Origin of the sequence: Pseudomonas sp. RA_15y_Pfl2_54 (assembly GCF_963971015.1) — a bacterium.
Classification (GTDB): domain Bacteria; phylum Pseudomonadota; class Gammaproteobacteria; order Pseudomonadales; family Pseudomonadaceae; genus Aquipseudomonas; species Aquipseudomonas baetica_A.
Genome location: NZ_CAXAPN010000014.1, coordinates 72,066 through 86,684 on the forward strand (window position 1 = coordinate 72,066; position 14,619 = coordinate 86,684).

At 58.8% G+C, this 14,619-nt stretch carries 10 protein-coding genes; 5 read left to right on the top strand and 5 right to left on the bottom strand.

Going from position 1 to position 14,619, the window contains the following annotated elements; translation table 11 throughout:
• Positions 1 to 6: 6 nt before the first annotated feature.
• Positions 7 to 3,651, top strand: coding sequence for a transporter substrate-binding domain-containing protein (locus AACY50_RS12370; RefSeq protein WP_339538618.1), 3,645 nt, complete (start codon positions 7 to 9; stop codon positions 3,649 to 3,651).
• 47 nt (positions 3,652 to 3,698) lie between these two features.
• Positions 3,699 to 6,644: an HD domain-containing phosphohydrolase gene (locus AACY50_RS12375; protein WP_339431208.1), complete on the top strand. Its 2,946-nt coding sequence runs from the start codon at positions 3,699 to 3,701 to the stop codon at positions 6,642 to 6,644.
• Here the strand turns inward: AACY50_RS12375 and AACY50_RS12380 are convergent, their stop codons facing one another.
• Positions 6,645 to 7,127: a GAF domain-containing protein gene (locus AACY50_RS12380; RefSeq protein WP_339431207.1), complete on the bottom strand. Its 483-nt coding sequence runs from the start codon at positions 7,125 to 7,127 to the stop codon at positions 6,645 to 6,647.
• Complete coding sequence (locus AACY50_RS12385; RefSeq protein ID WP_339431206.1) at positions 7,124 to 8,014, bottom strand: ATP-binding protein; 891 nt, start codon at positions 8,012 to 8,014, stop codon at positions 7,124 to 7,126. Before AACY50_RS12385 ends, AACY50_RS12380 begins: the two co-directional genes overlap by 4 nt.
• A gap of 166 nt (positions 8,015 to 8,180) precedes the next feature.
• Here AACY50_RS12385 and AACY50_RS12390 point away from each other — a divergent pair, with 166 nt between their 5' ends.
• The gene (locus AACY50_RS12390) at positions 8,181 to 10,502 is read left to right on the top strand and encodes a hybrid sensor histidine kinase/response regulator (protein WP_339464800.1); all 2,322 of its coding nucleotides are present in this window, start codon (positions 8,181 to 8,183) and stop codon (positions 10,500 to 10,502) included.
• On the opposite strand, the gene AACY50_RS12395 is transcribed toward AACY50_RS12390, so the two are convergent.
• The 3 genes from AACY50_RS12395 to msrB form a co-directional block, all read right to left on the bottom strand.
• Positions 10,486 to 10,947 carry a MarR family winged helix-turn-helix transcriptional regulator gene (locus AACY50_RS12395; protein WP_339431204.1) on the bottom strand — a complete coding sequence of 154 codons (462 nt, stop codon included), beginning with the start codon at positions 10,945 to 10,947 and terminating at the stop codon, positions 10,486 to 10,488. The genes AACY50_RS12390 and AACY50_RS12395 overlap by 17 nt on opposite strands.
• Positions 10,944 to 11,429 (bottom strand): glutathione peroxidase, encoded by a 486-nt coding sequence (locus AACY50_RS12400; protein ID WP_339431203.1) that lies wholly within the window; start codon positions 11,427 to 11,429, stop codon positions 10,944 to 10,946. Before AACY50_RS12400 ends, AACY50_RS12395 begins: the two co-directional genes overlap by 4 nt.
• Before the next feature lie 101 nt (positions 11,430 to 11,530).
• Entirely contained in the window at positions 11,531 to 11,926 is a 396-nt protein-coding gene (gene msrB, locus AACY50_RS12405; RefSeq protein WP_339431202.1) for a peptide-methionine (R)-S-oxide reductase MsrB, read from the bottom strand.
• A 224-nt stretch (positions 11,927 to 12,150) separates the two neighbouring features.
• On the opposite strand from msrB, the gene AACY50_RS12410 reads away from it, so the two are divergent.
• Entirely contained in the window at positions 12,151 to 13,362 is a 1,212-nt protein-coding gene (locus AACY50_RS12410) for a pyridoxal phosphate-dependent aminotransferase (RefSeq protein WP_042560257.1), read from the top strand.
• Positions 13,363 to 13,666: 304 nt separating this feature from the next.
• Positions 13,667 to 14,554, top strand: coding sequence for a protease HtpX (gene htpX / locus AACY50_RS12415; RefSeq protein WP_339431201.1), 888 nt, complete (start codon positions 13,667 to 13,669; stop codon positions 14,552 to 14,554).
• Positions 14,555 to 14,619 lie beyond the last annotated feature (65 nt).

Consider the following 14,619-nt stretch of genomic DNA (forward strand, 5'->3'; position numbering starts at 1 on the left):
GCCAGCATGCCCAGTCGTTTAAAAGACTATTTAATTGCGTTGAGTGCCGGTCTGTTCTTGAGCAGCAATGTGTTCGCCATGCCTTTTGATTCACCGGACTATAACTTGCTCAGCCGCTCGGCGAGCGAATCGGTGCCAGTGGCACTCGAACAGTCTCAACGACAGTGGCTGCAAACCCGTAGCGAGCTGATACTGGGCACCTCTGCCCCCGATTACCCCCCCTTCGACATGACCGCCAGCGGTCGCGATTACGAGGGGCTGACCGCCGACTATGCAGGGCTTCTCAGTCAAACCATCGGTTTGCCGATCCGGGTCAAACGCTTTCCCTCCCGAGAGGCCGCGATTCACGCGCTCATCGACGGCCAGGTTGACCTGCTGGGTACGGCGAACGGGTTCGAAGCCAGTAATGCCGACATCGCGCTATCCGAACCGTACGCAATTGATCAGCCAGTGCTCGTTACCCGCGAAGACGAAAACCGCTCCCTGACCGAAGGCCTGGCAGGCCTGCGACTGAGCATGGTGTATCACTACCTGCCGCCCCCTGACGTCAAGATGCTTTATCCCAAAGCGCTCATTACCTGTTATCCCTCCTATCAAAACGCGATCAACGCCGTCGCATTCGATCAGGCCGATGTATTTATCGGTGACACGCTTTCCACCCATTACATGATCAACAAGGGCCACCTGAACAACGTCCGCATGGCTAATTTCGGCAAGCAGGAAGCCCTCGGATTCAGCTTCGCCGTACGGCGTAACAATCCGCAATTGCTGGGCATCATCGACGCCGTGCTCAAAGCGGTTCCACGCAGCGAACGGGACAACATCGCCAAACGCTGGAGCGCCGGCAGCGACCTGCTCCTCACCGATCAGAAGCTGCAATTGACCAGACGCGAAGAAACATGGCTCAAACAGCATCCCGTGGTGAGTGTGGTGGTGAATGAAGCATACGCGCCGCTGACCTTCTTCGACGGCGACGGCAATTTTCGAGGAATCAGCGCAGACCTTCTCGAACTGATCCGCCTGCGCACCGGCTTGCGCTTCGAGATCCATCGCAGCCGTAACGACGCACAGATGATCAAACAGATCGACAGCCATAAGGCCGATCTCATAGCTGCACTGCTGCCAACTGCCGAGAGGGAAAAAACCCTGAACTTCAGTCGGCCCTATCTGGAAAACTCTTACGTCTTGCTGACTCGCAAAAGCGCTGACAGCCCGACCAATCTGGGTCAGCTCAAAGACAAGCGACTGGCGATTGCCCAAGGCAATCCGATGGTCGAGTATTTGCGACGCGAGTTCCCACGTATCCAGTTGATCGAAACAGAAGATACATTCAGCGCCGTCTCGCTACTGGCCGAAGGTCACGTTGACGGCGCGGTGAATTCATTGGTGATCGCCAACTACTTCATTTCTTCGCGGATCTTCGAGCGCGCGTTGCAAATCACCACCACCATCGGCACCGGTCAGGCAGCGTTCTCCCTGGCAACTGCCCGTGACAACAAGGAACTGGGTTCGATCATCAACAAAGCGTTGCTGAGCATTGCCCCCGAAGAACTCGGCGTGATCAACGGCCGGTGGCGCGGTTACTCCAGCGCCTCGCAGAACATCTGGCGCAACTATCAGCGCCTGTTCTATCAAGTGATCACAGGAGCCTGCCTGGTCCTGCTGCTCCTGCTGGCCTGGAACGCCTACATGCGACACCAGATCAAACAGCGCCAGGCAGCCGAGCGAGCCTTGAGCGACCAGTTCGAGTTCATGAGCTCACTGGTCAACGGCACACCACACCCGATCTACGTTCGCGACCGCAAAGGTCTGTTGCAAAGCTGCAACGACAGCTACCTCGAAGTATTCAATGCCAGACGCGAGGATGTTATCGGCAAAAGCGTCATGCAAGGCACTCTGAGCAACGCCTTCGAAGCGCAGGCGTTTCAAGCCGATTATCAGCGTGTAGTGAACGAAGGCATTCCCCAGTTACTGGATCGTCCCCTGCACATCGGTAACCGCCGGCTGACGATCTATCACTGGATCATCCCGTATCGCGACTCCAGCGGCGAAGTGAAAGGCATCATCGGTGGCTGGATCGACATCAGCGAGCGTCGCCAACTGTTCGACGAGTTGCGCACCGCCAAAGAGCAGGCAGATGAGGCGAACCGTGCCAAGAGCACTTTTCTTGCCACCATGAGTCACGAGATCCGCACACCGATGAATGCTGTGATCGGTATGCTCGAGCTGACGCTCAAACGCATGGATCAACAGCATCCGGACCGTTCATCGATCGACACTGCCTACCATTCAGCCAAGGATCTGTTGGGCTTGATCGGCGACATTCTCGACATCGCACGGATCGAATCCGGACGCCTGAGCCTTTGTCCGGAACGGGTCAATCTGGTCGACACGGTGGCGTCTGTCGCCAGAATTTTCGACGGCCTCGCCCGGCAGAAAAATCTCGCCCTGCAAATCATCTTCAATCCGCCGGATCTGGCGGTCGACGTGCAGCTGGACCCACTGCGCTTCAAGCAAGTGCTGTCCAACCTGATCAGCAACGCCATCAAGTTCACCGAGCGCGGACATATCAGGATCACTCTTGACCTCATGAGCACGGAGGTGCCGGCTCGTGCGCTGATGCAACTGACCGTACAGGACAGCGGCGTCGGTATCAGTGCCGAGGATCAGCAGCGTTTGTTCGCACCCTTTGCCCAGGCGCAGAACAGCCATCAGCAGGCCAGAAGCGGCGCGGGTCTGGGCCTGGTCATCAGTCGCAATCTGTGCGAAATGATGGGCGGACAACTGCAATTGAGCAGCCAGCCCGGGATCGGCACCCAGGTATGCATTTCCTTGCCGCTGGAAACCTTGCCGGCCCTGGTGAGTTCGGCCCGAAGTGAACCCCCTGTCAAAACTTCGCTGGCGCCCCTGCGCGTACTTGTGGTGGACGATCACCCTGCCAACCGCTTGTTGATGTGTCAGCAACTGGAGTTCCTCGGTCATCACTTCAGCATCGCCGAGAACGGTCGCTGCGGACTTGAAGTGTGGAAGGATGGCCGGTTCGATCTGGTGATTGTCGACTGCAACATGCCCTTGATGAATGGCTATGAACTGACTCGCGCCATTCGCCAGCAAGAGCTGCAGAGCCGCTGCCCACCCTGCACCGTGCTGGGTTTCACCGCCAATGCACAACCCGAGGAAATACAACGTTGCAAACAGGCCGGCATGAACGATTGCCTGTTCAAACCCCTGAGCCTGAGTCTGCTCAGCCAGTGGCTCGATGGCATCGTCCCGGTTTCACCCTCGCCAGCATTCAACCTGCAAAGTCTGAACATGTTGACCGGCGGCAATCCTGCACAGGCTCGGCGGCTGCTGGTTGAACTGCTCAAAAGCAGCCGTCTCGACCGACAGGAACTGCTCGCGTTGTCGCCGCAAGACAATCCCGGAGCCTTGGCCGTGGTCGCTCACAAGATCAAAGGCGCCGCGCGCATCGCTCAGGCAACACGCGTAATCGAATGCTGCGATGCCCTTGAACAGGCCTGCGCACAGGCATTGGCAACGGACGAGATCGCCCGCCGTTGCGAGGCGAGCAACCGGGCAATACTCGAACTGGAGCAAGCCTTGCAACAACAATTAGCATTGTCCGATCAAGGCACAATGAGCGTGCCTTAACTATGCTTGGCGCTGAGCAGTGAGTTAACCATCAAGGAGAACCGGAAATGCCCAGCCCACTGCGCCCGCAACAACGCCGGTTCCCGCTGCACGTGCACATCAGTGTCATGTTCACGTTTCTGCTGTTGCTCACGGGCGTGGTGCTGGGACTGTTCAATTATCGCCAGACGACACAGATCATCCTGTCGAGCAGTGAAAAACTGTTCAACAGGATCGAGCAGGACGTGCGCCTGGACATGTCCGCGACCTATCAGCCAATCCGGCACCTGTTGAGCCTGCTGGCGGACAATCCCGCCACACAGGCCATGCGTCTTGATCAACGCTTGCCGCTGCTCAGACCGTTCAGCCAGTCGCTCACGGACAACCCGAACCTGGCCTCGCTCTATCTGGGTTATGCCAATGGCGATTTTTTCATGGTCCGCCCGCTACGCACCGCTGCCTTGAAGACATTGCTCAAGGCACCGGAAGCGGCGGCGTATCAGGTCTGGAGCATCGAGCATGACCCGCAGGGCAAGATGCATTCGCAATCGCTGTTCTTCGACCTCGCCCTGACGCCAATCAGCCGCCAGGACAATACCGAAGACGCCTACGATCCGCGCAGCCGCGCCTGGTTCGTCGACGCCCGCCAGCAAACCGAGCAGATCACCACCCAACCCTATGTGTTTTTCTCCACCCACAATGTCGGCACCACGCTGGCCCGACGCAGTGGCGAGAATGCGGTGATTGGCGCCGACCTGACATTGGCCGCCCTGTCTGCCACCTTGAGCAAGCATGTCGTCACGCCTTCCACCGAAATTGTCCTGTTCGATGCCAACGGCAATGCCGTGGCTTATCCCGATAGCAGCCGCCTGATCGTCGATGACCGCACCGCGCATCTGGCCAGGGCGGCCGACTTGAGCCCCAGCCTCCATGCGCTGCTGTCTGGTGCACACACGGGCAATCGACTGGAAGCGAACGGCCGGCAATGGATCGTCGCGCGCAGCAGCATTCAGGAAGGCGGCCCGAAAGGTTTGCAATTGGCGTTGCTCGTGCCGGAAGACGAACTGTTGGTCGATGCCTATCGCATGCGCTGGCAAGGTGCGTTGATCACCCTGGGCACCTTGTTGTTGTGCCTGCCATTGGGTTGGGTGATCTCGCGTATTCTGGTCAAACCGCTGCATGCGCTGGTAAAGGAAGCGGACGCGATCCGCAGTTTCGATTTCAACTTTCCACTGGCCCGGCGCTCTCCGGTACTTGAAGTCGACCAATTGAGCGTGTCGATGGCCCGAATGAAAGATACCCTGGCAAGTTTCTTCCGGATAACCGACACCCTGGGGGCCGAAACCCGGTTCGCACCGCTGCTGCAACGGGTACTGTTCGAAACGGTGCAGATCGCCCAGGCTCAGGCAGGGCTGATCTATCTGCGTGAAAACGATGACAGCCGCATGGAGCCTTACGGGCTGGTGATCAATGGCACACCTCAAGCGTTGGAGGCGTTCGATATTCAGGGGCACGACCTGCACGAGAGCCAAGGCCCTGCATGGTTTGAACAATTGGTCAGCACCGACAATGTGGTGAGCAACATGGGTGTCGATCAGGCCGGGGATCTGCAGAAAGTCTTGCTGGCAATGGCCTCGCCGCGCATCCATCTGATCGGCATCCGCCTGCACAACCGCCATAACGAAACCATCGGGCTGCTGATCCTGCTGATCAACGACAGCGGCACCCCGGCCGACCTCGAAAAACTGCGGCCCGACCGCATTGCCTTCCTGCAGGCAGTCTCCGGTGCAGCGGCTGTGAGTATCGAGAGCCAACGCCTGCAAGCCAGACAGAAACAACTGCTCGATGCATTCATTCAGTTACTCGCCGGGGCCATTGACGCCAAGAGCCCCTATACCGGCGGGCATTGTCAACGAGTGCCAGAGCTGACCCTGATGCTCGCCCAGGCCGCTGCGGCGAGCCAGGCGCCCGCCTTCAAGGCCTATCAACCCACCGAGGATGAATGGGAAGCCTTGCACATTGCCGCGTGGCTGCACGACTGCGGCAAGGTCACGACGCCGGAATACGTGGTCGACAAGGCCACCAAACTGGAAACCCTCAACGACCGCATCCACGAAATCCGCACCCGTTTCGAAGTGCTCAAGCGCGATGCCTGGATCATTTACTGGCAGGCCCTGGCCCTGGGTGGAGACGAAACCTCACTGGCCGAACGACGCGATGCAACCCTGTACGCACTGGACGAAGACTTTGCCTTTGTGGCCCGCTGCAACCTGGGCAGTGAAGCGATGGCCGAAGCGGATCTGCAGCGCCTGCATGATCTGTCCCAACGCACATGGGTGCGGACGCTGGATGACCGTTTAGGCGTGTCATGGGAAGAAAACAAGCGTCAGGCGAAAACACCAGTGCAGAGTTTGCCAGCACACGAAAAGTTGCTGGCGGACAAACCCGAACATTTACTTGAACGCGACGCAAACGAGTTGATTGCGGACGACAATCCGTGGGGCTTCAAGCTGGATGTACCGCGCTACAAATACAATCGCGGCGAGCTGTACAACCTGAGCATCGTGCGCGGAACCCTGACCCGCGAAGAGCGCTACATCATCAATCACCACATGGTGCAGACGATCATGATGCTCAGTCACCTGCCCTTCCCCGGCCACCTCGACAGCATTGCCGAAATCGCGGGTGGCCATCATGAAAAAATGGACGGCACCGGTTACCCGAAACGCCTTAAGCGCGAAGAGATGAGCCTGCCAGCAAGAATGATGGCGATCGCCGATATTTTCGAGGCACTCACTGCGGCCGATCGTCCCTACAAGAAAGCCAAGTCCTTGAGCGAGGCTCTGGGGATCATGGCTACCATGTGCCGCGAGGCGCACATCGATGCGCAGTTGTTTGGATTGTTCATCAACGACGGCGTGTACATGCAGTACGCCGAACGTTTTCTCGACCCCCACCAGATTGATTCAGTGGATACGGCCAGCCTGTTGCAAAAGGCCGGCCTTGGCGCGTGATCAGCAGTCGGTCAGGCGCAGGAAGATCGCCGCCAGTTGCTCGATACCCGTCTGATCGGTGGCGCCAAATCGCGCAAGCTTCGGGCTGTCGAGGTCAAGAACACCGATCAGGCGCCCCTCCTTGACCAGCGGCACGACCAGTTCACTGTTCGAGGCGCTGTCGCAGGCGATATGACCGGGAAACGCGTGAACGTCTTCAACCCGCTGGGTCTGCAAGGTTGCCGCCGCTGCACCGCAGACACCGCGCCCGAACGCAATACGCACGCATGCGATCTGGCCCTGAAACGGGCCGAGCACCAGCTCTTCGTGGCGATTGAGGTAGAAACCCGCCCAGTTCAGATCCTCGAGCTGGTTGAACAGGAACGCGGAAAACTGCGCAGCGTTGGCGATAAAATCGCGCTCATCGGCCAGCAGCGACTCCAGTTGCGCGGCCAACATGCCATAGCCTTCGAGGCCCTGGCCGCTTTGTTGCAAATCAATCATGCCTTGTGCTCCAACAATTTCAGTCCCACCCAATAACGGGCGAATTGGTACGCGCAACGTCCGTTGCGATTGCCGCGGCCGGTGGCCCAACGCACGGCAAGGATGTCCAGTGCTTCGTCGCGCTGCCAGCTCAGGCCAGCCTTGGCGGCCAACTGGCCGATCCAGTGTTCGACAACATTCAGGAAGTGTTCTTGGGTAAACGGATAAAACGACAGCCACAGACCGAAACGATCCGACAGCGCGATCTTGTCCTCCACCGCCTCACTGGGGTGCAGTTCGCCGTCGACGCGTGTCCAGTTTTCGTTGTCGCTTTCCTTCTCCGGCACCAGGTGACGGCGATTGGACGTGGCGTACAGCAAGACGTTGTCCGGCGCCTGCTCCAGCGAGCCGTCAAGCACGCTTTTGAGAATGCGGTAATCACCTTCACCGGATTCGAACGACAAGTCATCGCAGAACAGCACAAAACGTTGCGGCAGTTTGGCAATCTGCTCGACCACGCGCGGCAAGTCGGCCAGATGGTCGCGCTCGATCTCGATCAGGCGCAGGCCGGCCTTGGCGTGCTCGGCGAGCAACGCCCGGACCAGCGAGGATTTGCCGGTGCCGCGCGAGCCCCAGAGCAAAGCGTGGTTGGCCGGCATGCCGTCGAGGAATTGCCGGGTGTTGCGCCCCAGTTGCTCAAGCTGACGGTCAACACCGATCAGGTCGGACAGCCGCATGTCGAGGCTGACCTCCAGCGGCAGCAGAAAACCGCTGCGTCCGTCACGCTGCCAGCGCGCAGCCAGGCAAGTCCCCCAGTCGATGACAGGACGAGGCACCGGCAACAACGGTTCGATCCGCGCCAGAACAGACTCGGCACGTTCAAGAAAAGCATTCAATCGGGAATCCACGTCTTCTCCTCGGGCCCTTTCACAGTGATGATGGCGATCCAGCGACGACACTCAGATCAAAACTCCCGCGCCGAGCCTTGTTACAAGGCGATTCGGGAACCTCGGTATCCGTACATGATCGACTATGCTTGAGCAGCGAAGGGAAACGGAAGTGGTTCAACACCCCATGGATATCAAATTCACTCACCGGCTGTCATACAAACAAGCCCGGCTTACTGTGCTGGTCGGGTTCATTCTCGGCACGCTGCTCAGCCTACTGCAAATCGGCATCGATTATGCCAGTGAAGACGCCGCCATCAACCGTGAAATCCTGTCTTTGCTGGAGATCAGCCATAACCCGGCATCACGCATTGCCTACAACATCGATGCCGAACTGGCCCAGGAACTCGCCTTGGGCCTGCTGCGCTCACCGGCAATCATTTCTGCGCAACTGATCGACAACAACAATACGGAGCTGGCCAGTGTCAAACGCCCGGAGCTGCAAAACGGCTATCGGGTGATCAGCGATTTCCTCTTCGGCGCCAAGCGTCAATTCGAAGATCGCCTGTATCTGGATCACCTGCCCAACGAATCGCTGGGGATCCTGAGTCTTGAAGTCGACACCTACACGTACGGCAGCCGCTTCCTGCGCCGGGCCGAGGTCACACTGCTCAATGGATTCGCGCGCAGCCTGATCCTGACCGGCATTCTGCTGGCGCTGTTTTACGTGATGCTGACCAAACCGCTGGTTCGCGTCATTCGCGAGCTCAGCGGACGTGACCCTCGCAGCGCCGAAGCGGCCACGCTGGAATGCCCGGCCGGGCATGCCAACGATGAAATCGGCGTACTGGTCAAAGTCGCCAATCAGCAATTCGAGAACATCGCCACCGAGATCCAGCAGCGGCGCAACGCCGAAAACCGTCTGACCGAATACCTCGGCCAACTGGAAGACATCGTCTCGACGCGGACCGCCGAACTCAAAGCGATCAATACCCGGCTCAGCCAGTCCAATCAGGAGCTCGAAGTCGCCCGCAGCACGGCGCTGGAGATGGCCGAAGCACGGTCGGCGTTCCTGGCCAACATGAGCCATGAGATCCGCACGCCACTCAACGGTCTGCTGGGGATGATCGCGCTTTCACTCGACGGACCGCTGAATGCCGAGCAACAACAACAGCTATCGATCGCCCACGACTCGGGCAAAGTGCTGGTGGAGTTGCTCAACGATGTTCTCGACCTGTCTAAATTCGATGCAGGACAACTGGAGCTCGAGCACATCCCGTTCGACCTCGGCTCATTGATCGAGGACACCGCCAACCTGCTGTCGCAGAACGCGGCGCCGAGCGTCGAGCTGACCTGCCTGATTGATCCGCACTTCCCCGCACTGGTGCTGGGCGATCCGACCCGGGTCCGGCAGATCGTCAGCAACCTGCTGTCCAACGCCCTGAAATTTACCCGCTTCGGGCGGGTGGATGTGCGATTGTCGACCTACAAGGATGGCGTGCGTATCGAAGTCTGCGACACCGGTATCGGTATCGCACAGGAAGCACAGGTGAAGATCTTCCAGCCGTTCACTCAGGCGGGTGCCGGCATTACCCGCCAGTACGGCGGCACCGGACTGGGATTGGCGCTGACTTACAACCTCTGCGAAGCCATGCAGGGACGCCTGAGTATCACTTCCGAGACCGGTTTCGGCAGCCAGTTCTGCGCCGAGCTACCGCTGCCCTGCCATACCCGAGCACTGGCTCCGGCGCTTCTGCATGGCAAAGTCCTCGCCATTACCGCCGCCAGCAGCGGCTTGGCAGAGTTGTTGAAAAATCTGCTGCCGGTCTGGGGCCTTGCGTACGAACAACGCACTATGGACGACTCGCTGCTGGGGCTGTCGCCCGATGTACTGATCACTGACTGCCCCGAGTGCCTGTTCGGGCTGCGTCCGACACTCACCGCTCCGATCCTGCTGGTGACCGCCTACGGCAGTTTCCTGCCCAGCGAAGAAGCGGCAGCCCTCGCCCCGCTGCAACAACAGGCCCGACCACTGGCGCGTAACGCGCTCTATCAGAATCTGCGGCGCACCTTGAACCCGGAGGTCGCCACCATCAACGATGCACAACTCGAAACTTCGCCCCCCGTCAGACGTGGGCGTGTGCTACTGGTCGAGGACAACCCGGTCAATCAACTGGTGGCCAAAGGCATGCTCGGCAAACTTGGCTGTGATGTCGTGGTGGCTGCCCATGGCGCCGAAGCGCTGGATCAGTTGGAGTATCAGGAATTCGATCTGGTGCTGATGGACTGCAACATGCCCGTGATGGACGGTTATGAAGCGAGCCGACAGATTCGCCAGAGCGGACGCTGGCCAAACCTGCCGATTGTCGCGTTGACCGCCAACGCTATGTCCGAGGAGCGTGAACGCTGTCGGGCGGCGGGCATGAGTGACTACCTGGCCAAGCCGTTTCGCCGCGAAGAGCTGGCGGCATTGCTGGACCAATGGATCACGACTACGCCAGCGCTTTGATCTGGCCCAGCAAGTGATCGAGTCCGTCGCGCAAGCCATTCAATCGGTCCAGATCCACACCGCTGTCGCACAGCAGACGGGCCTTCAGTGGCCCGACCTCCTCGCGTAGCGCCTGCCCCGCCGCCGTCAGGCTCAGATGCACCTCACGCTCATCGAGCACAGAGCGCTGGCGCTGTACCAGTTGAAATTGCTCCAGCCGCTTGAGCAATGGGGTCAAGGTGCCGGAATCCAGCGCCAGTCGCTCGCCAAGTGCCTTGACCGTTGGTTGCTCTGGCGCGCTGTCCTGCCATTCCCACAACACCAGCATCGCCAGGTATTGCGGGTAGGTCAGGCCAAGCTGATCGAGCATCGGCTTGTAGGCGCGGATCACCGCACGAGAAGCCGCATACAGCTTGAAGCACAACTGACTGTCGAGGTTCAGCGAATCGACGGACAGGCTGTTCATTTGAGCAAGGCTTCGATCTCGCGGCTCAGATCCTGCGGCTTGGTGGCCGGCGCAAAGCGCTTGACCAACTGGCCATCTTTACCAATCAGGAACTTGGTGAAGTTCCACTTGATGCCCTGAGAACCGAGTACACCCGGAGCGCGCTTCTTCAATTGCACAAACAGTGGGTGGGCGCCTGCGCCGTTGACTTCGATCTTTTTGAACAGCGGGAAGCTGACACCGAAATTCAGTTCGCAGAACTCACTGATCGCGCCCTCATTGCCCGGCTCCTGCTTGCCGAATTGATTGCATGGAAAGCCCAGAACTACCAGGCCTTGGTCCTTGTAGGCCTGCCACAGTTCCTCCAGCCCCTTGTACTGTGGGGTGAAGCCGCACTTGCTGGCAGTGTTGACCACCAACACCGCTTTACCGGCGAAATCGGCCAGGGTCTTTTGTTCGCCCTTGATGGTGGTGCAAGGGATATTCAGCAGGTTGTCGCTCATGGGGCGCGCTCTGAAATCAGGAAGAAGCCGCAAAAATAGCGAACAATTTAATTGCATACAATTTAATTATTCGAAGAGCGACCCTTGGGCCGCCCAAACACCTACTCCCGGGGCTCCAGATTCAAGCACACCGAATTGATGCAATAGCGCAAACCAGTCGGGGGCGGACCGTCCGGAAAGACGTGCCCCAAATGCGCATCACAGCACGCGCATTTCACTTCGGTACGAATCATGCCGTGGCTGATATCGCGGATTTCGGTCATGGCACCTTCGCCGATTGGCGCGTAGAAGCTCGGCCAGCCGCAACCGGAATCAAATTTGGTCGTGGAGTCGAACAATGGCTCGTTACAGCAGACGCAGTGGTAAACACCATCAGTTTTGGTGGCGTTGTACTTGCCGGAGAACGGTCGCTCGGTCGCACTGAGGCGGCAAACCTCGTACTGCTGCGGATCAAGCATGGCTTTCCATTCTTCCAGGGTTTTTTCCAACTTTTCCATCATCACACCTCAGCGGCTGAAAAAGCCCGATCTGTACCTTTTCCACGGATCGGGCGGCACGTATGATTGCGCCTCGTCACACGCCAGTCTGGCAGCCAGACCGGGCGCATTCAAACGGATTCTGGGCACCATGCCTCAAGACATTCGCCTGTACGAAGACGCAGGAATCCCAGCACGGTTGTCCATCCGCCGTCTGGATCGTTCATTTTCGGGATCACATCGCCATGCAGTTCAGCAAATCGAACAAGCTCGCCAACGTCTGCTACGACATTCGCGGCCCGGTGCTCAAGCACGCCAAACGACTGGAAGAGGAAGGCCAGCGCATCCTCAAGCTGAACATCGGCAACCCGGCGCCGTTCGGTTTCGAAGCGCCGGACGAAATCCTTCAGGATGTGATCCGCAATCTGCCAACCGCGCAAGGCTACAGCGATTCCAAAGGTCTGTTCAGTGCGCGCAAGGCCGTGATGCAGTACTACCAGCAGAAACAGGTCGAAGGTGTCGGCATTGAAGACATCTACCTGGGTAACGGCGTTTCCGAGTTGATCGTGATGTCGCTGCAGGCGCTGCTCAACAACGGCGACGAAGTGCTGGTGCCGGCGCCAGACTATCCGCTGTGGACCGCTGCCGTGAGCCTGGCCGGCGGCAACGCGGTGCACTACCTGTGCGACGAAGGTGCCGACTGGTTCCCGGACCTGGCCGACATCAAGGCCAAAATAACCCCGAACACCAAGGCCATGGTGATCATCAACCCGAACAACCCGACCGGCGCGGTGTATTCGAAGGAAGTGTTGCTGGGCATGCTGGAACTGGCCCGTCAGCACAACCTGGTGGTGTTCTCCGACGAAATCTACGACAAGATTCTGTACGACGACGCCGTGCACATCTGCACCGCGTCCCTGGCCCCGGATCTACTGTGCCTGACCTTCAACGGCCTGTCGAAGTCCTATCGCGTGGCCGGCTTCCGTTCTGGCTGGATCGCGATTTCCGGACCGAAACACAACGCCCAGAGTTACATCGAAGGCATCGACATGCTGGCCAACATGCGTCTGTGTGCGAACGTGCCGAGCCAACATGCGATCCAGACCGCATTGGGCGGCTATCAGAGCATCAATGATCTGGTACTGCCGCAAGGTCGCCTGCTGGAACAGCGCAACCGTACCTGGGAACTGCTCAACGATATCCCGGGTGTGAGCTGCGTCAAACCGATGGGTGCGCTTTACGCGTTCCCACGGATCGACCCGAAGGTCTGCCCGATCCACAACGACGAAAAATTCGTCCTTGACCTGTTGCTCTCCGAGAAGTTGCTGGTGGTGCAGGGCACGGCATTCAACTGGCCGTGGCCGGATCACTTCCGTGTCGTCACCCTGCCACGAGTCGACGAACTCGAAATGGCCATCGGCCGCATCGGCAACTTCCTCAAGTCCTACCGCCAGTAAATGGCCAGCAGTGCGCAACGGCCCGAACGTTGCGCACTGTCTGATTCAGCAACACTTCTGCGCTCCCCTCCTCCACACGCCCTCTACACTTGCGATTCGTACCCGCCATATACGCCTGACGCCATGGCGACGGGTCGCGGCTGCGTGTCGTCCGTATCAGTGTCTGTTGTGGGAAACGGGGCGTGCGCCGAAGAAATCGCTGTAGGACACAGTTTGAAATAGTCACCCGGTTGAATAGCCCGGTGCAGCACCTTATATACCCCGCACTACGCTACATCTTTAGCTTGAGGAGATTTCTACAACCATGATGCGCATCCTGCTGTTTTTGGCCACTAACCTGGCGGTCGTGCTGATAGCCAGCATCACCCTGAGCCTTTTTGGCTTCAACGGGTTCATGGCGGCCAACGGGGTTGATCTCGACCTCAGTCAGCTGCTGGTTTTCTGTGCAGTCTTTGGTTTCGCCGGCTCTCTGTTCTCGCTGTTCATCTCCAAGTGGATGGCGAAGATGAGCACCGGCACCCAGATCATCAGCCAGCCACGCACACGGCATGAGCAATGGCTGCTGCAAACCGTCGAGCAATTGTCCCGCGAAGCCGGGATCAAGATGCCCGAAGTCGGTATTTTCCCCGCTTACGAAGCAAACGCGTTCGCCACTGGCTGGAACAAGAACGACGCACTGGTCGCCGTCAGTCAGGGCCTGCTCGAGCGTTTTTCGCCCGATGAAGTGAAAGCCGTGCTGGCTCACGAAATCGGCCACGTTGCCAATGGCGACATGGTGACCCTGGCGCTGATCCAGGGCGTGGTAAACACTTTCGTGATGTTCTTCGCGCGGATCATCGGCAACTTCGTCGACAAGTTCTTTTTCAAGAACGAAGAAGGCCGGGGCATTGCCTACTACGTGGCCACCATCTTCGCCGAACTGGTACTGGGCATCCTGGCCAGTGCGATCGTCATGTGGTTCTCGCGCAAACGCGAATTCCGCGCCGACGAAGCCGGTGCACGTCTGGCCGGTACCAGCGCGATGATCGGTGCACTGCAACGCCTGCGTGCCGAACAGGGCCTGCCGGTACACATGCCGGACACCCTGAGTGCGTTTGGCATCAACGGTGGTATCAAGCAGGGCTTCGCCCGCATGTTCATGAGTCACCCGCCTCTGGAAGAGCGTATCGACGCTTTGCGTCGTCGCGGTTGATCCAGCTCACGTAAAAAAAGAAGGCCCGCAGTGATGCGGGTCTTTTTTATTGCTTCGAGTCATGG

Coding starts and splice junctions, on each gene's coding strand:
- AACY50_RS12390 (WP_339464800.1), top strand. CDS start 8,181: ATGGATATCAAATTCACTCACCGGCTGTCATACAAACAAGCCCGGCTT.
- AACY50_RS12380 (WP_339431207.1), bottom strand. CDS start 7,127: ATGATTGATTTGCAACAAAGCGGCCAGGGCCTCGAAGGCTATGGCATG.
- AACY50_RS12410 (WP_042560257.1), top strand. CDS start 12,151: ATGCAGTTCAGCAAATCGAACAAGCTCGCCAACGTCTGCTACGACATT.
- AACY50_RS12370 (WP_339538618.1), top strand. CDS start 7: ATGCCCAGTCGTTTAAAAGACTATTTAATTGCGTTGAGTGCCGGTCTG.
- AACY50_RS12400 (WP_339431203.1), bottom strand. CDS start 11,429: ATGAGCGACAACCTGCTGAATATCCCTTGCACCACCATCAAGGGCGAA.
- htpX (WP_339431201.1), top strand. CDS start 13,667: ATGATGCGCATCCTGCTGTTTTTGGCCACTAACCTGGCGGTCGTGCTG.
- AACY50_RS12395 (WP_339431204.1), bottom strand. CDS start 10,947: ATGAACAGCCTGTCCGTCGATTCGCTGAACCTCGACAGTCAGTTGTGC.
- AACY50_RS12375 (WP_339431208.1), top strand. CDS start 3,699: ATGCCCAGCCCACTGCGCCCGCAACAACGCCGGTTCCCGCTGCACGTG.
- msrB (WP_339431202.1), bottom strand. CDS start 11,926: ATGGAAAAGTTGGAAAAAACCCTGGAAGAATGGAAAGCCATGCTTGAT.